At 49.5% G+C, this 19,326-nt stretch carries 18 protein-coding genes; 11 read left to right on the forward strand and 7 right to left on the reverse strand.

Annotation, left to right across the window (positions count from 1 at the left end; all coding sequences use genetic code 11):
• Window positions 1-25: 25 nt before the first annotated feature.
• Genes IY568_RS22265 through IY568_RS22275 form a run of 3 tightly spaced genes read left to right on the forward strand, consistent with a single transcriptional unit; the run spans window position 26 to window position 2,499 of the window.
• Complete coding sequence (locus IY568_RS22265) at window positions 26-847, forward strand: CheR family methyltransferase (RefSeq protein ID WP_138539555.1); 822 nt, start codon at window positions 26-28, stop codon at window positions 845-847.
• Window positions 844-1,458 (forward strand): chemoreceptor glutamine deamidase CheD, encoded by a 615-nt coding sequence (gene cheD / locus IY568_RS22270; protein ID WP_125564582.1) that lies wholly within the window; start codon window positions 844-846, stop codon window positions 1,456-1,458. Before IY568_RS22265 ends, cheD begins: the two co-directional genes overlap by 4 nt.
• Before the next feature lie 9 nt (window positions 1,459-1,467).
• Window positions 1,468-2,499 (forward strand): protein-glutamate methylesterase/protein-glutamine glutaminase, encoded by a 1,032-nt coding sequence (locus IY568_RS22275; RefSeq protein ID WP_125564580.1) that lies wholly within the window; start codon window positions 1,468-1,470, stop codon window positions 2,497-2,499.
• On the opposite strand, the gene IY568_RS22280 is transcribed toward IY568_RS22275, so the two are convergent.
• The gene (locus IY568_RS22280; protein WP_194868745.1) at window positions 2,486-3,523 is read right to left on the reverse strand and encodes a polysaccharide deacetylase family protein; all 1,038 of its coding nucleotides are present in this window, start codon (window positions 3,521-3,523) and stop codon (window positions 2,486-2,488) included. The genes IY568_RS22275 and IY568_RS22280 overlap by 14 nt on opposite strands.
• A 39-nt stretch (window positions 3,524-3,562) precedes the next feature.
• On the opposite strand from IY568_RS22280, the gene IY568_RS22285 reads away from it, so the two are divergent.
• On the forward strand, window positions 3,563-4,831 hold the full coding sequence (locus tag IY568_RS22285; protein ID WP_230090643.1) for an MATE family efflux transporter: 1,269 nt from the start codon (window positions 3,563-3,565) through the stop codon (window positions 4,829-4,831).
• Window positions 4,832-5,039: 208 nt separating this feature from the next.
• Here IY568_RS22285 and IY568_RS22290 read toward each other — a convergent pair whose 3' ends face one another.
• Both IY568_RS22290 and nfuA read right to left on the reverse strand, forming a co-directional pair.
• Window positions 5,040-5,318 (reverse strand): hypothetical protein, encoded by a 279-nt coding sequence (locus IY568_RS22290; protein ID WP_194868746.1) that lies wholly within the window; start codon window positions 5,316-5,318, stop codon window positions 5,040-5,042.
• A gap of 6 nt (window positions 5,319-5,324) precedes the next feature.
• A complete protein-coding gene (nfuA, locus tag IY568_RS22295; protein ID WP_058796985.1) occupies window positions 5,325-5,900 on the reverse strand; it encodes a Fe-S biogenesis protein NfuA in 576 nt (191 codons plus the stop codon).
• A gap of 155 nt (window positions 5,901-6,055) precedes the next feature.
• On the opposite strand from nfuA, the gene IY568_RS22300 reads away from it, so the two are divergent.
• A complete protein-coding gene (locus IY568_RS22300; RefSeq protein WP_194868747.1) occupies window positions 6,056-8,587 on the forward strand; it encodes a M14 metallopeptidase family protein in 2,532 nt (843 codons plus the stop codon).
• On the opposite strand, the gene IY568_RS22305 is transcribed toward IY568_RS22300, so the two are convergent.
• Window positions 8,584-9,258, reverse strand: coding sequence for a ComF family protein (locus tag IY568_RS22305; protein WP_194868748.1), 675 nt, complete (start codon window positions 9,256-9,258; stop codon window positions 8,584-8,586). The genes IY568_RS22300 and IY568_RS22305 overlap by 4 nt on opposite strands.
• A 57-nt stretch (window positions 9,259-9,315) precedes the next feature.
• Between IY568_RS22305 and bioH the strand changes: the two genes are divergently transcribed.
• The 3 genes from bioH to IY568_RS22320 all read left to right on the forward strand — a co-directional run bounded on the left by bioH (window position 9,316) and on the right by IY568_RS22320 (window position 11,370).
• Window positions 9,316-10,053: a pimeloyl-ACP methyl ester esterase BioH gene (gene bioH, locus IY568_RS22310; protein ID WP_194868749.1), complete on the forward strand. Its 738-nt coding sequence runs from the start codon at window positions 9,316-9,318 to the stop codon at window positions 10,051-10,053.
• Between the two features lie 103 nt (window positions 10,054-10,156).
• Window positions 10,157-10,465, forward strand: a complete 309-nt coding sequence (locus tag IY568_RS22315; RefSeq protein WP_010387144.1) for a hypothetical protein — start codon at window positions 10,157-10,159, stop codon at window positions 10,463-10,465.
• Window positions 10,465-11,370 (forward strand): putative metalloprotease CJM1_0395 family protein, encoded by a 906-nt coding sequence (locus tag IY568_RS22320; protein WP_125564567.1) that lies wholly within the window; start codon window positions 10,465-10,467, stop codon window positions 11,368-11,370. The genes IY568_RS22315 and IY568_RS22320 overlap by 1 nt, the downstream gene beginning before the upstream one ends.
• 80 nt (window positions 11,371-11,450) lie before the next feature.
• Here the strand turns inward: IY568_RS22320 and IY568_RS22325 are convergent, their stop codons facing one another.
• A complete protein-coding gene (locus tag IY568_RS22325) occupies window positions 11,451-13,787 on the reverse strand; it encodes a Tex family protein (RefSeq protein WP_194868750.1) in 2,337 nt (778 codons plus the stop codon).
• A gap of 85 nt (window positions 13,788-13,872) precedes the next feature.
• Window positions 13,873-14,346 (reverse strand): transcription elongation factor GreB, encoded by a 474-nt coding sequence (gene greB / locus IY568_RS22330; RefSeq protein WP_125564563.1) that lies wholly within the window; start codon window positions 14,344-14,346, stop codon window positions 13,873-13,875.
• A gap of 220 nt (window positions 14,347-14,566) precedes the next feature.
• On the opposite strand from greB, the gene ompR reads away from it, so the two are divergent.
• Genes ompR through IY568_RS22345 form a run of 3 tightly spaced genes read left to right on the forward strand, consistent with a single transcriptional unit; the run spans window position 14,567 to window position 17,333 of the window.
• Entirely contained in the window at window positions 14,567-15,286 is a 720-nt protein-coding gene (gene ompR / locus IY568_RS22335; protein WP_010387140.1) for a two-component system response regulator OmpR, read from the forward strand.
• Window positions 15,287-16,636 (forward strand): two-component system sensor histidine kinase EnvZ, encoded by a 1,350-nt coding sequence (gene envZ, locus IY568_RS22340; RefSeq protein WP_125564561.1) that lies wholly within the window; start codon window positions 15,287-15,289, stop codon window positions 16,634-16,636.
• Window positions 16,629-17,333, forward strand: coding sequence for a hypothetical protein (locus IY568_RS22345; RefSeq protein WP_323744774.1), 705 nt, complete (start codon window positions 16,629-16,631; stop codon window positions 17,331-17,333). The genes envZ and IY568_RS22345 overlap by 8 nt, the downstream gene beginning before the upstream one ends.
• 324 nt (window positions 17,334-17,657) lie before the next feature.
• Here IY568_RS22345 and IY568_RS22350 read toward each other — a convergent pair whose 3' ends face one another.
• The gene (locus IY568_RS22350) at window positions 17,658-19,196 is read right to left on the reverse strand and encodes a phosphoenolpyruvate carboxykinase (protein WP_125721725.1); all 1,539 of its coding nucleotides are present in this window, start codon (window positions 19,194-19,196) and stop codon (window positions 17,658-17,660) included.
• Window positions 19,197-19,326: the final 130 nt, after the last annotated feature.

Genomic DNA, 19,326 nt, shown 5'->3' on the forward strand with positions numbered 1-19,326 from the left:
TCGCAGCGCATAGGTGAGGAGGGATATGAAAGAGTTTTTGATGACGGATGAGGATTTCAGCAGTATTTCTCAGCGTGTATATGAGACTTGCGGCATCGTGCTTGGACCCCATAAACGCGATATGGTTTACTCACGGCTTGCCCGCAGAGTGAGGGCTAACGGCCTCACGTCTTTTGCCGAATATCTGGCTCTGTTAAATGAAGAGCCAAATACCGAGTTTAGCCATTTTATTAATGCGATTACGACTAATCTCACGTCATTTTTTCGCGAATCACATCATTTTGACTTTTTACATCAACAAGTGATCCCAGAACTGAAGATCAAACATAGAACAGATAAACGCATACGAATTTGGTCTGCTGGCTGCTCCACTGGTGAGGAGGCGTACAGTATTGCGATGACCATCGCGAATGCCTTTCCAGCAGACTGGGACGTGAAAGTATTAGCTACTGATTTGGACTCAAACGTATTGCACAAAGGCCAAGAGGGTGTTTATAACAGTGCCTCGGTCACAGGTCTCGACAGTGAGCACCTGAAAAAATGGTTTATGTGTAGTTCGGATGGCACCCAGTACAAAGCAAAAGATGTATTACGGTCCAGGGTGTTTTTTAAACGCCTTAATTTGCTTGAACCCTGGCCTATGAAAGGTCCTTTTGATGTTATTTTTTGTCGTAATGTACTGATTTATTTTGATAAAGAAACCAAAGATAGATTGTTTGATAATTATCACCAGCTATTGGCAGAGCAAGGTTATCTGTTTATTGGTCATTCAGAGACAATGGGGAAAGAGCATTTGGGCTTTAAAAACCTGGGGAAAACTATGTACCAAAAGGTAGCGCAGATATGAATCAGTTTCAGCCCGTACTGCATGGCTTTGAACACGTAAAGCGGTTTTGGGATTCAGGTCGTGGTGCTGTGGTAGCTAAAGTGCTCCCAGGAGAGTTTTATGTGTCAAAAAGTGACGAGCTAATCTCTACGGTGTTGGGCTCTTGCATTGCGGCCTGTATTTATGATGAACAGCAGGGGGTAGGAGGGATGAACCACTTTATGCTGCCGGGTGTGAAGGGGGCTTCAGCGATTCATGCCGATGACCTCAATTGCCGCTATGGCAACTGGGCAATGGAATACCTGATTAATGAAGTGATAAAAAATGGTGCCCGGCGGGAGCACCTGAAGATAAAGCTGTTTGGTGGTGGGAAAATCATCAGTTCGATGACCGACATCGGTGTTGGTAATATCCGATTTGCTGAGGCATATGTTGAGGAAGAGCAGCTTACCCTGGTGTCCCATGATGTGGGTGGACCCTGGCCGCGCAAAGTGGTGTTTCATCCACAAACAGGTAAAGCGCAGGTGAAAAAACTGCGTCAGATGCACAACGACACCATTGAAAAACGTGAGGTTAAGTATCTTCATGATATTGAAGAGCAAGGTAAACAAACAGACATTGAGCTGTTTTAGAGAGATTGCATGATTAAGGTATTGATAGTTGATGATTCCCCTTCACTCAGAGCAATTCTGACTGAGGTGTTGGAGTTGGCTCCTGATATTAGGGTCGTGGGGGCAGCAGAGGACCCTTATGAAGCGCGCGAGATGATTAAGAAGCTCAATCCAGATGTGCTGACGCTGGATATTGAAATGCCAAAGATGAATGGACTGAGCTTTCTAAAAAATCTGATGCGCTTGCGCCCTATGTCTGTGGTTATGTTATCTACCTTAACGCAGCAAGGCTCTCCCGCAACGTTAGAAGCGCTTGAGCTGGGGGCAATTGACTTCATTGCCAAGCCAACCACGAATGTCGCCGCTCAATTAAATGCCTATGCTGAGACCCTGCATCAGAAAATCCGTATTGCCCGTCAGGCCAATCTTTACGCTTTTCGCGCTGAAAAAGGCGAAAAGCAGGCCCCAGTTTCACAGAATGCCCAATTTAAAAATAGCGCGGTGCTGGCTCTGGGCGCGTCTACCGGTGGCACAGAAGCGCTGCGCGAGGTACTGGTTCGTTTGCCTAAACATTGCCCTCCAGTGGTGATTGCACAGCATATTCCACCTGTATTTAGTACTTCATTTGCACTGCGTATGGACCGTTGTTGTGATGTGCATGTCAAAGAAGCAGAAGAGGGTGACGTGCTTGTGCCAGGGCATGTGTTTATCGCACCAGGAGACATGCACCTTAAAGTGGTGCAAAAAGGCGGACGACTGCAATGTCACCTGAGTCAGAGCGAGAAAGTTAACCGACACCGCCCTTCGGTAGATGTACTGTTTGATTCCTTGCTGCCCTGGGCTAAACAAATCAGCGCCGGGCTACTGACTGGTATGGGCAGTGATGGGGCAGCAGCCTTGCTGCGCCTCAGAGAAGCTGGCGCAAAAACACTGGCTCAGGATGAGGCCACTTCGGTGGTTTGGGGTATGCCCCGGGCCGCCGTTGAGATGGCAGCGGCCGAGCGGGTTGTGCCCCTGTCTAAAGTGACGATGGAGTTACTTAATGCGGTTAAGCGCGCGTAATCACCCAGGGCTGAGAGTACCAGTAAAATTGACCACTGAATTGTTTTGATGGAGCTGTGCAGTTGTATCGAGAACGCCCTGTAGGTAAGTCCTTAGGTGTCGTAATTGTCACGGTTTTCTCTCCCTCCCAGGTGAGCTCTGCTTTGCCTACGCCTGATACAAAGCAGGCAAATTGATTCTGATAAAAATCCATTTCTTTGAAGGTCAGAGTAATCGATGGGGTCGGATCATCGGTTACCGAGTCCTGGTATTGGGCTTGTGCCAGTGAAAAGGGCAATGAGTGAAGTTTGGTTTTCAACGTCTTCAGGTTGGCATAGATGCCGGACGCGGGAAAGCGGGGCAGGCGCGTGAAGTCTGAATCGGGCCCCACGGCGCCGGAATGCTGACCAATACCTACTAAGCCGAGTTCAGCGACTAACTTCTGTAGCGGACGATCAAATTCGCCGTAGGGGTAAGCGATATAAGGAAAGTCATGGCCTGTCTCTGCTTTGATACGAGCTTGTGACCAAACTAAGTCCTGACGGATCCGGTTGTGCCACTGAGCCTGCGTTTCTCCGGCTTGCTTGTGATGCAAATAGTCGTGCTGAGCACTGTGGTTCGCAATGATTGCGCCGAGTTTTGCCAGCTGGCGTAGTTGTTCCCAGCTCATCACGTACCCTTTCTTTTCATCAATGAGTTTTGGGTTTACAAAAATAGTATAAGGATAACCAAACTGCTCAAGTAGTGGCGCTGCGGCTTCCATGTTATTCAGATAGCCATCGTCAAAGGTGATTGCGACGGTTTTTGGTGGCAGAGCTTTGCCAGCTTGCAGTTGCTCAATGAGCTTATCTAATGCAATGACTTTGAATTGCTCTGTTTTGAGGAAGTTCAGGTGCGCAAGAAAGGTGGCTTCGCTGACACTAGTCACGGCCGGCAGTTTTTCACTGACATGATGATACTGTAGAATAACCGCGGCCAGGCCTGCCCGAGTGTTGAACAAAACGAGTATAAGAACTAAAACATGAAACCACTTAATCGCGCGCATACTTCTCACCATATTCAATTGCTTGCTATTGCTGCTCCGATGATTTTATCAAATATCTCGGTGCCCCTGTTAGGATTAGTTGATACGGCGGTCATAGGTCACTTGAGCGAAGCTTATTATCTTGCCGGGATAGCCTTGGGATCCGGGAGCATTGCCTTGTTGTTCTGGCTCGCCAGTTTCCTGCGCATGAGCACCACCGGTGAAATCGCCCAGGCAAATGGTCAGCAAGACAGTGTTCGGGCGTTACAATCGCTGTCGGCCAGCATGAGTTTTGCGGTGTTGTTTGCTCTGTTACTGATAGTGTGCACGCCCTGGTTGTTAGAGCTGATCGCTGTATTGTCCGGGGCTACGCCCGAGGTATTTGAACAAGCGAGTGTCTATTTTTCTATTCGTATCTTTAGCGCACCGGCGGCCATGCTGAATCTGGTGATGCTCGGATTTATGCTGGGGATGCAATACGGACGTGGGCCTTTTTATGTCGTGCTGTTTACTAACTGTGTCAACATAGTGCTTGATGTCTTGTTTGTGGTGGTGCTGGATTTCGCTGTTGCAGGCGCGGCCTGGGCATCGGTGATCGCCGATTATTCAGCACTGCTGTTGTCTTGCTATCTGCTGCGTGGCGTACTAAATCGCGCAGGTTGGCAGTGGCAGCTTAAAGTACCCCACAAAGAAGAAATACAGCGATTATTGCACCTTAATCGCGATATCTTTATTCGCTCACTCATGCTGCAGCTGTGTTTTAGCTTTATGACGTTTTATGGTGCGAGGCTGGGTGAGGACATTTTGGCAGCCAATGCGGTGCTATTGAACTTCCTGATGCTGGTGAGTTTTGCAATGGACGGCATTGCTTATGCGGTGGAAGCAAAAGTTGGGCAGGCCAAAGGGGCGCGTGATGTGTCGATGCTCAGGCGGTGGGTGCAAATAAGTTGTTTTTGGGCTGGGTGTTTTGCGCTTATTTATAGTGGGGTATTTGTTTTATTTGGCCAGGCAGTAATAGGGTTGCTAACCGATATTCCGGCTGTGATAGACACCGCACTGGTGTATTTACCCTGGCTGGTGGTCCTGCCTTTGATTGCAACAAGCTGCTTTTTGTTTGATGGGGTATTCGTTGGCCTGACTCGGGCCAGGGAGATGCGCAACAGTATGTTGTTGTCTGCTCTGTTAGGGTTCTTTGTACCTTTTTGGCTGGCGCAGCAGTGGGGGAACCATGGGTTATGGTTTGCCATGAGTTGCTTTATGGGTTTAAGAGGGCTGACGCTGGTCATTAAGTATCGACAGCTGAGTGTCAGGCAACAGCTGCTGGAATAAGGAATAATACCAATTTCACTTAATACCTGTTCTATTTGAAGGAGCAAATAGAACGCTAACGGCGTTAAAAATTTCTCATTTAGAACAACTGAATAGCAAAATTTTTGCCTAGTTACCGACCCTATTTTCTCGCCTCAAAGTAGAACACTTAATTAAGCAAATTGGTATAACATGGGATATTGTCACCGACGTGCGCGCCGTGTATGGCCTATTTTAAATCCTCAAAGGCTTTTTTGGTAGTCGCTTTGGCTGAGTCACGTGCTGACAGCACCTGAGAAAAACGGTTAGCGAAAATCCCCAGGTAACCATATCCTGCGACACCTAGCGCAATAGCAAGAATGATCAGGCCGGGCAGCTGAAGCCAGGCTTGATAGACATAGCCCAGTGCAATGAGCACCACACTGAGTGCAAACAGAGCGAGTCCGCAGAGAAAAAATCGCAAGCTTCGCTTAGGGTGAGACCCTAAGCGATAGATAATACGGCGCATACGCAATTAATAGTATGAGTGATCGCCTCGTGAGTGTTCCGTAATATCACGTACACCAGTGATTGCTTCGAACTTTGCGATCATTTCTTTCTCGATGCCCTCTTTCAGTGTGACATCAATCATAGAGCAGCCGTTACAGCCACCACCGAATTGTAATACTGCAACGCCTTCAGCTGTAATTTCTACCAGGCTGACCTGACCTCCATGGTTGGCCAGTTGCGGATTCACTTCAGTCACCAGCATGTGCTCAACTTGCTCTTCCAAAGAGGCATTCGAGCTGAGCTTTTTGGCTTTCGCATTTGGCGCTTTTAGGGTCAGCTGGCTGCCCATTTTGTCGGTGACAAAGTCAATTTCAGCCTCTTCCAGGAAAGGGGCACTTTCGGCGTCGACGACGGCATCAAAGCCATTAAAAGGAAGGCGAATATCGCTGTCTTCAACAGCATCGGCAGGGCAGTAAGATACACCGCACTCAGCTTGAGCAGTACCTGGGTTGACGACGAATACGCGAATGTTAGTGCCATCGGCTTGATCGGCCAATAGTTTGGCAAAATGTGACTGAGCTGTCTCTGAAATTGTGATCATAATCTACGCTATACTTGACTAAATTACTCGGTTAATCCCTATGATACTCCCCTCATCTTGTTGTAGCTAGTGTTGGGCGTAAAAATTTGCAGCAACTTAAGTCGCATTGATAGCGTACTGGCTGGTCAAAAATTGCCGGAATAAATGGAGTCTTTATGTATCGCCTGTTAGTTGTGCTGTGTTTGCTGAGTTTGCAGCTAAGTGCCAAGCCATTGAATTTTTATTTTGATGACACAAGCCAGTTTGATCCTGCAATTCCAAAACCGCATGAGGTGCTCGGTTACGAAGTGGGTGAGTGGCATGTTCGTCCAGAGCAACTGGTGCAGTACTTACATACACTGGCACAAGCCAGCCCCAGAGTTGAAATAACCACCATTGGCTACAGCCATGAACGCAGGCCGCTCATCCTGCTGACGATCACAGAGGCTGCGCGACTGAAGAACATCGAAGCTGCGAAGCGCGCGCACATCGCTGCACTTGCGCAGCCTGAGCAACGCACAGAGGCGCCAGCGGTTGCCTGGCTGGGTTACAGCGTACATGGTAATGAACCATCCGGGAGTAATACCGCCATGTTGGTGGCTTATTATCTGGCTGCTGCACAGGGCGAAAAGATCGAAGCTTTGTTGCGCGACACCGTGATCCTGCTCGATCCGTCTTTGAACCCTGATGGACTAGCGCGTTTTGCTAACTGGGCAAACAGCCATCGGGGTCAGGTATTATCAAGTGATCCCCAACACCGAGAACATGTTGAACGATGGCCTTCTGGCAGAACCAATCATTACTGGTTTGATTTAAACCGGGACTGGCTATTGTTACAGCATCCGGAATCTCGCGCCCGAATTGCGGCATTTCATGACTGGAAACCCAATGTGCTGGCCGATTTTCACGAGATGGGTCCTAATTCGAGCTATTTTTTCCAGCCAGGGATCCCGTCACGTACGCACCCTTTGACGCCCGAGCGCAACCAGAGTTTAACGGCGGCCATTGGCCAGTTTCATGCCGATGCGCTGGACCAGGCTGACCAACTATATTTTACTCAGGAGAGTTTTGACGATTTTTACTATGGCAAAGGCTCAACGTACCCGGACATTAATGGCGCAGTGGGGATATTGTTCGAGCAGGCAAGCAGCCGTGGTCATGCACAAGAAACCATTAATGGCTTGTTAACCTTTCCACAAACCATCAAAAATCAGCTCATTACTTCACTCTCTACGTTACGGGGCACAGCCGCTAACCGTCAGGCTTTACTCGACTATCAGCAGCACTTTTATCAAAGCGCGCAAAAAGAAGCCAAGCAGCAAGATTTTCTTGGGTATGTGGTATCGGCAGGACAGGACTCGTATCGATTCAGCCAGTTTTCCGAGCTGCTTAGCCAGCATCAGGTACAAGTGCAGCAGTTGGAAAAGGCATTGAAAATTAAAGATCAGCAATTTAAGGCCGGCGATCTGTATATTCCTCTGGCACAGCCGCAAGTCCGTTTGGTCAAGGCTATGTTCAGTGAACAAACTCAGTTTAAAGACAATACCTTTTATGATGTTTCAGGGTGGACGTTACCTTATGCCTATGATCTGGATTTTGCCAAGGTAACCAGTAGCTGGGGATTGAAAGTCACTGAATCAAAAGCACAAAACGATGGTATCGTCGCAGAGACGCCCCTGACAGAGGCATATGCCTACGCTTTCTCCTGGCAGCATTATCTGGCACCTAAGTTACTTAACCAGCTGCTGACAGAGGGCCTGGAGGCACGAGTGGCACTGCAACCCTTTACTGCTAAGCTGACTCAGAGCGAACAGCAGTTTGATGCTGGTACTGTAGTGATCCCGGCGGGGCTGCAAAATCAGGAGAACTGGCGGCGTATCCTGTCAGAGCAAGCCAGTGCGCTCGGTATTGAGGTCATGGCGATTCGCTCAGGCCTGACGCCGCAGGGCATTGATTTAGGCTCGCGACGGATGATGCCACTGCATAAACCCGAAGTGTTGTTGGTTGGTGGGCTAGGCACCAGTCAGTACGAAGTCGGTGAGCTTTGGTATCACCTTGACAGGCATGTCGGAATTGCCCCCAGCGTGATAGAAATAGACCGCCTTGGACGCGCAGACTTAAGTCGTTACAGCCATATTGTGCTGGCGGATGGCCGTTACTCAGCAATGAGCAAGAAAGCGCAGGCCGCGATTATCAGTTGGGTCCACAAAGGTGGGGTGATCTGGGGTCATAAGCGCGGCGCACAATGGTTGATTGAGCATCAGTTGCTGAATGCTGAGATCATCAGCAACAAAGATTTACGAGCGTCTTTTGATACTCAGGGGATGCGTTTTAAAGACAAAGAGCAACTGGCCGCACAGCAAAGGATCGCAGGGGCTATTTTTGGCACGCAGCTGGATCTTTCTCATCCACTGGCATTTGGATTTGAGAATAGTACCTTACCTGTTTTTAAAAACAGTGCCTGGGTGCTTCAGGCCAGTGAAGACCCGTTTTTGGATGTGGCCGTGTATCAGCAGCAGCCTCTACTGGCAGGCTATGCTGATGAACGAAATGTATCGCAGATCGCGCAGTCGGCGGCATTGGTGGCTGATACTTATGGCCAGGGCGTGGCAGTCGCAATGACGGATAACCCTGTATTTCGCGGATTCTGGTATGGCAGCAGTCGGCTGTTTAGTAATGCGTTGTTTTTCTCGCAGGCGATTCATTAATAAGGTGTGAGGCAGGTAGCACAAGCCCAGATCTGAGCGGCGCCAGCGCGTCGGCAGAGCTGGGCAGCGGCATTCATGGTGGCCCCTGTGGTGATCACATCATCAACCAGTAAAATTCGCTGACCTGTTAGGGTTCCCTCTAGTCTAAAAGCCTGAGTCTGGTTTTTTAAGCGGGCCCCACGCGTTAATGACTGTTGGCTACGTGTCATACGTTTCGATAAGACGGGCAGGGTGGTAAGCTGGGCTTCGAGCACGTGGCCCCAGGTTTGCATTACCTGATTAAAGCCGCGATTGATCAATCTGTGTCTGGGTAAGGGAATGAGAATAGCCGCATCCACATCGATTATTTGTTCGGCACAGTAGCGCTGCCATTGATGGCTAATGACCTGACGTAATAAGTAAGCAGCATGACTTCGATGACGTAGCTTGAGTTCACATAACCAGCGTTTTAGCATGCCCTTATACCAGCCACAGGCAATCAGGCCATCGCAGCAGGGCAAATTAAACTGCGTCTGAATATCTGCACGCAATAGTAGGTTGCCCTGGTCAGGGGCAAACAGTGGCAGTGCACTCAGACAGGGAGCACATATCCCTTGAGTGTCAACTGTGCTGTGGCAACAGGGGCAGTAGCAGGGAAACAGCGTGTGTGTGAGTGCGCGGGCTAATGACATTGCTTTCCATCCTTGAATCGCTATCATAGCCACAAGTTTGGTCGAGGAAGTGAATGAATGCAAAGCGAGATTGTCTTATTGCACGGTTGGGGTATGAATAAACAGGTATGGCAACTGAGCATTGAGCAGCTTCAGCAAGTACAGCCTTTACCCGTGCGGGCGATAAATTTAGCGGGGTTTGGCGGAGCGGCATTTCCTGCACACTGCAAATCTCTCGACGACCTTGCCGATGAGATTGCGACAGAGCTTGCCGATGGTTCGGTGTTGATTGGCTGGTCGCTGGGCGGGCTAGTGGCGCTTAATCTGGCGCATCGATATCCCGCTAAGGTAGCCAAAGTGGTGATGGTCGCTTCCAATCCATGCTTTGTAGAGCAGCCAGACTGGCCGGGGATCAAGCCTAAAGTGCTGGCGGGGTTTAAGCAGGCGCTGGCCGACGATAGCGCTAAAACCATAGAACGTTTTTTGGCTATTCAGGCGATGGGCAGTGAGCATGCCCGTGATGATATTAAACAATTACGCCAGTTATTGGCGCAATTGCCAGCGCCACATCCAGAGGCATTAAGTTTGGGCCTTGATGCGTTGAACCGGTGTGACTATCGCGCCTATTTTCGTGAGCTTACGCAGCCAGTGTTTGGCCTCTTTGGCCGACTCGATGCGCTGGTGCCCGGTGATGTGATTGAACGTATGAGTGCGCTCAATCCACATTTCAAGGCGTTTGTTTTACCCAAAGCATCGCATGCCCCATTTATCTCGCATAAAGATGAGTTTGTTACTCATTTAAAATCAATTCTTTAGTTTCCCACAATGAAAAAAGCGGCAATTTTTTGCCGCCCAGACTTTATTTCGTTTATAAATTGAGCAATAATTAGGTTGAGATTTTCTAACTGTGGGGCGATATATGGCAGTCAGTGACATCCTAAATGCAGGTGTTCAGGGGTTTGAGCTTGCCCGCCAAAGTGCCGAGCAGGCAGCAGCCGACATAAATAAGGCGACACTGGACCAGCAAAGCGAGCAACAGGTCGCACAGCAGCGACAACTTCAGGGCGCATCCAGCAATGAAGGCGTGACTGCACCTGTGGGTCAACCACCAAGGTTGGACGAGGCGGTCGTAGACCTCAAAGTGGCAGAATTTAATGCCAAAGCAAATGCACAGACGATCCGCACAGCTGACGAAGTCCTGGGTACCTTAATTGACATTAAAGCGTAATGAACATAGTAACGCCACCCCCGGCGATGAACTTAAACACGGCGAACGTCTATACTGAGACGGCGCAACGTGACAATCAGCTCCGCGAGGTTATTCCAAAACCTGCGCCGGTCTCCCCTGCGTTTACTGAAAACAAACCCCTCTCAGATGGTGACAAGCAAAAACCTTTGTCTGCAGACGACTCCGGCTTATATGACAGCACGGGTCAGCTTAAAGATGGCAAAACCATTGAGGAGCGTGAGGAAGGCGGACAAAGCAGTCAGGGGGAACAACAGGATCAACAAGACTCACAAGAACTGAGTGACCGCGAACAGGCTGAGCTGGAAGCTGAGCAGGCACAGATCCAGGAACTGAAAGACAGAGATCGCGAAGTACGTCTGCATGAAGAAGCGCACGCCAGAGTAGGGGGGCAGTACGCAGGATCACCAACTTACGATTATCAGCGTGGGCCGGACGGCAATAATTATGCGGTTGGTGGTCAGGTGATGATAGACGTGGCACCCACTGGGGATCCACGCGAAACCATAGATAAAATGCAAACAGTGCGTGCTGCCGCGTTGGCACCGGCAGAGCCGTCGGGTGCTGACAGAGCCATCGCAGCAGATGCGACAGCCAAAATAGCTCAGGCTCAGGCGGATCTTGCCAAGCAATCTATTAGTGGCGATGAAGATGAGGACGACAGCAGCAATCGTGTTGTGGGTTATCAAACCCGTCGTCTTAACGAAGATGAGATCAGTGAGCAACAACCTGAGTCTGCCCGGTTAGAAGAAGAAGTGGACCCATTTGCTGTGGCATTGCCTATCGAGCGGGATCCGGAAATTGCTTCACGCGCACTGAGAATTGAAGGATTTTATGGAGACGTCGCCAGGCCCAAAGGAGCGTCGCAGTTATCCGTGGTGATTTAACCTCTCGAATCGATAAAACTACTTTGTGTTAAACGACAGAGGCCCGCAATTGCGGGCCTCTGTCGTTGTGGTATCAGCCGTTACTTTTTCAGCTTTGCAAAGGCCTCTGCAAAGGCATTGCCCATAGCTGCGTTGCTGTTGTCACGTCGATTATCACGGCGAGGCTCTTTACGCTGTGCGGGTCGCTGAGACTTGCCGCCAGGTTTTTGCGAAGCAGGTTTATTCTGCTTCTGCCCGGTACTTGCTGGGATCTCATCGTTTAGTCGCATGGTAAAACTGATCCGTTTACGGGCAACGTCCACTTCGATGACTTTTACTTTAACAATGTCACCAGCCTTAACCACTTCACGTGGATCAGAAATGAACTTGTCCGTGAGTGCAGAAATATGCACCAGACCATCCTGATGTACGCCAACATCGACAAAGGCACCGAAGTTCGCAACGTTTGAGACGACACCCTCAAGGGTCATGCCGACTTTCAGGTCAGCAATGGTCTCGACGCCCGCTTTAAATTGGGCCGTTTTAAACTCGGGACGCGGGTCACGGCCCGGTTTGTCCAGCTCACCCAGAATATCCGTGATGGTCGGTACGCCAAACTTATCGTCGACATACTCGGCAGGATCCAGTTTACTCAGCACATCGCTGTTGCCGATCAGTGCAGTGACATCAAGTGCCTTGCTGCCACAGATCTTTTTGACGACTGGGTAAGCTTCCGGGTGAACCGCTGAGGCATCCAGCGGATCGTCACCATTAGCAATACGCAAGAATCCAGCGGCCTGCTCAAAGGCCTTAGGGCCCAAGCGCTCAACTTGTTTTAGCTGTTTGCGGCTGCTGAATGAGCCATTGCTATCACGGAACTTAACGATGTTGGTGGCCAGGGTTTTATTTAGGCCAGATACGCGTGTCAATAAAGGCACAGACGCGGTATTAACATCGACACCCACTGAGTTTACGCAGTCTTCCACTACGGTCGTCAGTGTCTGACCCAGCTGGCTTTGTGACACATCATGCTGATATTGGCCTACACCAATGGATTTCGGCTCGATTTTAACCAGCTCAGCCAGCGGATCTTGCAGTCGGCGGGCAATGGAGACGGCACCACGCAATGATACGTCGAGATCCGGGAACTCGTTGGCGGCAAACTCAGAAGCGGAGTAGACCGAGGCACCGGCTTCACTGACCATCACTTTGGTCAGTTTTAGCTCACTGGCTGCTTTGAGCAGTTCAGCTGCCAGTTTATCGGTTTCGCGAGACGCCGTGCCATTACCGATCGCAATCAGTTCAACCTTGTGCTGACGACATTGCTGTTCCAGCGTGCGCAGTGACTTATCCCAATGATTTTGCGGTGCGTGGGGGTAAATGGTGGTGGTTGCCAGTAACTTACCTGTCTTATCGACAATGGCGACCTTACAGCCAGTTCTCAATCCCGGGTCGATCCCCATGGTCACGCGTGGGCCTGCCGGGGCAGCCATCAGCAGATCTTTGAGGTTTTTGGCAAAGACATCTATGGCGCCTTGCTCGGCAAATTCTCGAGTAGCACCCAACATTTCGTTTTCAAGATGGGTGGCGAGTTTGATTTTCCACGCCCACTGTACCACGGTCATTAGCCAATTGCTGGCCGCTCGCCCCGAGACCTCCAGACCATAATGGTCTGCTATCATTTGCGCACAATACTGCTGCGGGTCTTCCGCTTGAGGCTCTGGGTTGATAGATAGCTGCAAAATGCCTTCATTGCGGGCTCTGAGCATTGCCAGGGCACGGTGAGAAGGGACGCTGGCGAGCTTTTCGTCGTGCTCAAAATAATCGCGGTACTTACTACCTGCATCTTCCTGCCCTGGCACAACACGGCTTTCTAGATAACCATGCTGTTTCAGCTGATTTCTGAATTTACTGAGGAGTTTGGCATCCTCGGCAAAGCGCTCCATCAGAATAAACTTGGCGCCATCCAGTGCGGCTTTGCTATCTGCAATGCCCTGATCGGCATTGATATAGGTTTCGGCAGCTTGTTCTGGTGTCTGATCTGGATCGCGGAACAGCAGGTCGGCCAGCGGCTCAAGCCCGGCTTCTATGGCTATTTGGCCTTTGGTGCGACGTTTGGGTTTGTAGGGGAGGTATAAATCTTCCAGTTCGGTTTTACTCTGCACCTGGTTTAGCTCTGAGGCTAATTGGTCAGTGAGCTTGCCCTGCTCATCAATGGTTTTGATGATAAAAGCCCGGCGTTCTTCCAGCTCCCGCAGATAACCGAGGCGTTGTTCGAGCAATCGTAGCTGAGTATCGTCCAGACCGCCTGTGACTTCTTTACGGTAACGGGCAATAAACGGAACAGTCGCACCTTCATCCAGTAGTGCGGTGGCAGCATCCACTTGCTGTTGTGATGCGTTTAGCTCAGCAGCTAAACGGGCTGAGATATTGCTCATGCAAAATCCTTATATAGTTCAATTGGCTAGGCCTCTTTCTCGGCCTGCGTTTGCGGTCATCATATCATATCTGAAACGGAAGTGTTCAGGCCGTGTAGTCGATCTTATTGACATACCAAAGCATTTCACCTTGCGGGGTTTTTACACTGTATTCTTCGTCGACGGCTTTCCCAAGTAACGCGCGCGCCATGGGGGAATCGATGGAGATATAATCATTCCGTTCATAGATTTCATCGGGCCCGACGATGCGAAAGCGTTTTACTTCGCCGTCATCATTTTCAATTTCGACCCAGGCACCAAAATAGACTTTGCCCTGCTGTTGTGGAGAATACTCAACAATTTTTAAGTCGGGCATGCGTTTACGCAAGTAGCGTACTCGGCGGTCTATTTGTCGTAACAGGCGCTTGTTAAAAGTATAGTCGGCGTTTTCTGAGCGATCGCCCAAACTTGCTGCCCAGTTAACGATTTTGGTCACTTCCGGGCGTTTTTCAAACCACAGATGATCGTGTTCCTGCTGTAGCTTGCGATAGCCTTCAGGTGTAATTAGGTTGGTTTTCATTTTGTTGCTTACTTTGGCAGAACAACTACATGTGTCTAGTGTAATTTGGATCTGGTCCGATACCAATCTTACCTGCTTCACCTGGGGCCTGGTAAGGTAAAGCCACATCAGGCGACACTTGTAACGTTCGGTAACAATCTTATTCATTGTTAATGGTGTCTAAGCGTTTTAATTTCAATTATATTTAGGGTCAACTAAAGAAAAAATAAGAAGAATGCCAATGGGGAATGAAACCACCAAAGTGTTAGTCGTTGACGATGATATGCGTTTGCGCAGCCTGCTGGAGCGATATCTGGTCGAGCAGGGGTTTATCGTTCGTAGTGCTGCCAATTCTGAGCAAATGGACAGATTGCTAGAGCGTGAAAACTTTCATCTGATGGTATTGGATTTGATGTTACCTGGTGAAGATGGTTTGTCTATCTGTCGTCGTCTCAGGCAAAAAGAAAACGAAATACCCATTGTGATGTTAACGGCCAAAGGGGATGAAGTTGACCGGATCATCGGATTAGAGCTGGGCGCGGATGATTACCTGCCTAAACCATTTAATCCGCGTGAGTTGCTTGCCCGAATCAAAGCGGTGCTGCGCCGTCGTGCCAAAGAAGTCCCTGGGGCTCCGGCAGTGGAAGAAAATGAAGTCGAATTTGGCGCCTTTAAGCTCAACCTGGCAACCCGGGAAATGCAAAAAGATGATCAAACCATTGCGCTGACCAGCGGTGAATTTGCGGTATTGAAGGCGTTGGTGAGTCACCCCAGAGAGCCATTGAGCCGTGACAAACTAATGAATCTGGCCCGCGGCAGGGATTACAGCGCACTGGAGCGCAGTATTGATGTGCAGGTCTCTCGGTTGCGCAGAATGATAGAGGAGGATGCCTCTAATCCACGCTATATCCAGACCGTTTGGGGTCTGGGTTATGTTTTTGTGCCAGACGGCGAAAAGTAAATGAGTATCCTGCCACGCAGCGCGTTTGGACAAACGGTGTTTTTTGTCGGTGCGCTGCTACTGATCAACCAGATCGTCTCCTACATCACAGTCACGCTGTACGTGTTCAAGCCTACTTTTGAGCAGGTCAACCTGATGCTTGCCAAGCAGGTTAAAACCGTTTTCATTGACTGGGAAGAAGGGGTTGAGATTGACTCCGCTTTATCGAAAAAGTTTTTTGAGATCACGGGCATTGAAGTGATGAGCCAGCGTGAGGCCTATCGCAATGGCCTCGGAGAGGCAAAAGAATACACTTTGTTGTCGCGTAGTATGTCTGAGCAGCTCAATGGCTCCGCGCGGGTACGGATCAGTCAGGGCGATCCTGTGGTCTACTGGGTAGAAGCGCCCCAGGCACCGGGTTATTGGGTTCGGGTACCACTCACCGGGTTCTCTGAGACTAAAATGGAGTTTTTGGTGTTTTATCTCTCCAGTATCGGCTTTTTAAGCGTACTGGGCGGTTGGCTGTTTGCGAGGCACCTGAACCGGCCTCTCAAGGCTTTGCAGATTGCAGCCAGCCGGGTTGGGGTGGGGGACTTTTCTACTCGCCTGGTTGAGCATGGCTCTACGGAGGTCATCGAAGTGACCAGAGCTTTTAATAAAATGTCCAAAGGGATCGCTGAGCTGGAGAACGATCGGCGTCTATTGATGGCTGGGGTATCTCACGATTTAAGGACACCTTTGACCCGGATCCGACTGGCAACAGAAATGATGTCGGACGAAGAAGCCTACCTGAAAGACGGCATTATTGATGATATTGAAGATATGAATGCCATTATTGATCAGTTTATTGAGTACCTCAGGCACCATAACAGTGGAGAAATGGTGCTGGACGATGTCAATGCTGTCGTTGAGGAAGTAGTGCATGCTGAGCAACAGCATCAGCGCGAAATTGTATTGACGACAGCGGCAAATGTTCCCGCGGTGATGATGAACCATGTGGCGCTAAAACGGGTGGTTACGAACATGATAGAGAATGCTATCCGTTATTCAGACGACCAGATTGAGGTTGTGACAGAGTTTAGTGCTCGCCACAAGGCGGTGTTTATTAAAGTTAAAGACAGAGGGCCAGGGATCCCTGAAGAGGAGCTGGAAACGTTATTTGAACCCTTTAAACAGGGTGATCTGGCGCGTGGCAGTGAGGGCAGTGGGCTGGGCCTGGCGATCATCAAACGCATTGTTTCTACCCATGGCGGTAAAGTACGTTTACGTAACCGCGAGAAAGGGGGGTTGAGCGCGGAGGTGATGTTGCCAGTTGCGAAAAAATTTACTCCCCTGACAGCCGCACCTGAGCCGTCAAAGCCCAGTGAATAAGCGCGACTTATCGTACGAGGCTGGTTGCCTGAGCTCAGCAGACAGAGCTCAGCTGTTGTCTATTATTGGCCTGTGCTTTGAGGGGATCGACCCTGAAGCATATTTTGCTTATTACTTTGAGCAAAGCGGGCCTACGCACCGCCGGCTGAGACTTTATTATTCGGATTCAGCAGAGCTCATTGGTTATTGTTTGCTGACCTTTGACGATAGCCATAAGGCATTGAGTGTTATCGGGGCGTCGGCCGGTTTTTTACCGCAGTTCCGGGGTAAGAATAATACCTTTACATTCTCTATTTTCGAAGTGACCAAGGCTTATCTGCGCCGGCCCTGGCGCACTTTGTTATACGCAGATACTATGCTCAGTCCGGCCATGTTCCGGGCGATGGCGAAGAACATTGCCACTGTATATCCAACAGCGACAGGATCTCCTGTTGAGTCCCAGCTTTATGGAGCGTTAAACCCGACTGGATTGGTATCTGAGGTGAATGGTTTGCCGTGTCTTAAAGTGGTGGGGCGAAAAACGCGTTATTCGGCGCTGGAAGTGGCCCAGTTTAAAGCCAGCAAGAAACCCGAAATTGCCCATTACTGCGCGCTGAATCCCAATTTCGATAAGGGGGTGGCGTTGCTCACGGTGATCCCGGTCACACTAGGTCAGTTGCTTTCAACAGCCTGGAAACAGCTCAAGCACTCCCGCTAAATTTATACCAATTTCACTTAGTACCTGCTCTATTTGAAGGTGCAAATATGACGCTAACGGTGTTAAAACCTTCTCATTTAGAACCTTTACCTATGGTATAAATTCGCAAATTTTCGCCTCGTCTATATGGACCTAGATGCCTCAGCGATAGCAGAACGCGGGAGCGGTGTTATCGACCCTGTTTTCTCGCCTCAAAATAGAACACTTAGTTAAGCAAATTGGTATTACTCTAAGCGGCAGCGTGCCAGAGAAGGGTGACTATTGGGCATAAAAAAACGCCCAACGAGGGGCGCTTTTGATAAAGGAATCTGATCCTAAATTAGCTTAGCCGCGAGGACCTGCTGATTTGATGGCTTCAGAGACATCGTATTTTGCGAAGTTCGCTTCGAAGTCTGCAGCCAGCTTAGATGCATACTCAGCATATTTTGCTTTGTCTTCCCAAGTGTTGATTGGGTTAAGCAGTTTGCTGTCTACGCCTGGTACAGCAACCGGTACGTCCAGGTTTAGGGCGTCAATGTGTTGTGTTTCTACGCCTTCTAGGGTGTCGTTAACGATTGCGTCAATCACAGCACGTGTGGTTGGGATATCGAAACGTTTACCAATACCGTAAGGGCCGCCAGTCCAGCCAGTGTTAACCAGATAAACTTTTGAGTTGAACTCACGTACACGCTTCATAAGAAGTTCTGCGTAAACGCCTGCCGGACGCGGGAAGAAAGGTGCGCCGAAACAAGTAGAGAAAGTTGACTCGATGTCTGAAGTAGAGCCAATTTCTGTAGAGCCCACTTTTGCAGTGTAACCGCTCAGGAAGTGATAAGCCGCAGCCTCTTCTGACAGAATAGACACTGGTGGTAGTACACCGCTCACGTCACAAGTCAGGAAAACCACTGCGCGAGGTTCGCCAGCACGGTTTTCTACTTTACGCTTTTCAACGTGCTCAAGCGGGTAAGCTGCACGGGTGTTTTGCGTCAGGCTAGTGTCATTGAAATCAGGTACGCGTGCTTCGTCCAGTACCACATTTTCAAGGATGGTGCCGAACTTGATTGCGTTCCAGATGACCGGCTCGTTCTTTTGCGACAGGTCAATACATTTAGCGTAACAACCGCCTTCGATGTTGAATACACTGCCAGGTGCCCAGCCGTGCTCATCGTCACCGATCAGGAAGCGTTTAGGATCTGCCGACAGGGTTGTTTTACCTGTGCCAGACAAACCAAAGAATAAGGTAGTGTCGCCTGCTTCGCCTACGTTTGCACTACAGTGCATTGGCAGTACGCCCTTCGCTGGTAACAGGAAGTTTTGTACTGAGAACATAGACTTTTTCATTTCACCGGCATAATGCATACCTGCGATAAGCACTTTGCGCTCTGCAAAGTTGATAATCACTGTACCGTCACTGTTCGTGCCATCACGCTCTGGATCGCAAACGAAAGAAGGTACATTCATTACCTGCCATTGGGGTAAATCAGCTGCATTGTATTTTTCAGGCTCGATAAACATGTTTTTGGCAAAAATGTGGTGCCAAGCTGTTTCTGTTGTTACAACAACGGGTAAATAGTGCTCAGGATCTGAACCCACTTCAAGGTGAGAGACAAAGTGGTCGTTGCTGTTCACGTGTGCTTCTACACGGGCCCACAGCGCGTTGAATTTGTCAGCATCGAATGGGCGGTTAACGTTACCCCATTGGATGTCGTTTTCTGTGCTTGGCTCTTTAACGATAAAACGGTCGTTAGGTGAACGCCCTGTGCGGCGGCCTGTTTTTGCTACAAAAGCTCCATTTGCGGCCAAAGTCCCTTCACCACGGCGGATGGCGTGTTCGACAAGTTCAGCTGCAGTTAAATCGACAAAACGAGTAGCGCTTGAAGTCATGTTTATACCTAAATGTGAGAATTGAACGGGATAGCTCTGGAGAAGTTTCACCAAAAGCTGAAATTATAGTAACAGATGAAATTCAGATATTCGAGCCCTGAAACCGGGTAAAACGCCATAAATTTGTCAA

It is taken from the genome of Pseudoalteromonas sp. PPB1 (assembly GCF_015356275.1).
Classification (GTDB): domain Bacteria; phylum Pseudomonadota; class Gammaproteobacteria; order Enterobacterales; family Alteromonadaceae; genus Pseudoalteromonas; species Pseudoalteromonas rubra_D.

Coding starts and splice junctions, on each gene's coding strand:
- greB (WP_125564563.1), bottom strand. CDS start 14,346: ATGAAAACCAACCTAATTACACCTGAAGGCTATCGCAAGCTACAGCAG.
- cheD (WP_125564582.1), top strand. CDS start 844: ATGAATCAGTTTCAGCCCGTACTGCATGGCTTTGAACACGTAAAGCGG.
- IY568_RS22305 (WP_194868748.1), bottom strand. CDS start 9,258: ATGTCATTAGCCCGCGCACTCACACACACGCTGTTTCCCTGCTACTGC.
- IY568_RS22320 (WP_125564567.1), top strand. CDS start 10,465: ATGAACATAGTAACGCCACCCCCGGCGATGAACTTAAACACGGCGAAC.
- nfuA (WP_058796985.1), bottom strand. CDS start 5,900: ATGATCACAATTTCAGAGACAGCTCAGTCACATTTTGCCAAACTATTG.
- IY568_RS22275 (WP_125564580.1), top strand. CDS start 1,468: ATGATTAAGGTATTGATAGTTGATGATTCCCCTTCACTCAGAGCAATT.
- IY568_RS22290 (WP_194868746.1), bottom strand. CDS start 5,318: ATGCGCCGTATTATCTATCGCTTAGGGTCTCACCCTAAGCGAAGCTTG.
- IY568_RS22285 (WP_230090643.1), top strand. CDS start 3,563: ATGATTTTATCAAATATCTCGGTGCCCCTGTTAGGATTAGTTGATACG.
- IY568_RS22300 (WP_194868747.1), top strand. CDS start 6,056: ATGTATCGCCTGTTAGTTGTGCTGTGTTTGCTGAGTTTGCAGCTAAGT.
- bioH (WP_194868749.1), top strand. CDS start 9,316: ATGCAAAGCGAGATTGTCTTATTGCACGGTTGGGGTATGAATAAACAG.
- IY568_RS22265 (WP_138539555.1), top strand. CDS start 26: ATGAAAGAGTTTTTGATGACGGATGAGGATTTCAGCAGTATTTCTCAG.
- envZ (WP_125564561.1), top strand. CDS start 15,287: ATGAGTATCCTGCCACGCAGCGCGTTTGGACAAACGGTGTTTTTTGTC.
- IY568_RS22325 (WP_194868750.1), bottom strand. CDS start 13,787: ATGAGCAATATCTCAGCCCGTTTAGCTGCTGAGCTAAACGCATCACAA.
- IY568_RS22280 (WP_194868745.1), bottom strand. CDS start 3,523: ATGCGCGCGATTAAGTGGTTTCATGTTTTAGTTCTTATACTCGTTTTG.
- IY568_RS22315 (WP_010387144.1), top strand. CDS start 10,157: ATGGCAGTCAGTGACATCCTAAATGCAGGTGTTCAGGGGTTTGAGCTT.
- ompR (WP_010387140.1), top strand. CDS start 14,567: ATGGGGAATGAAACCACCAAAGTGTTAGTCGTTGACGATGATATGCGT.
- IY568_RS22350 (WP_125721725.1), bottom strand. CDS start 19,196: ATGACTTCAAGCGCTACTCGTTTTGTCGATTTAACTGCAGCTGAACTT.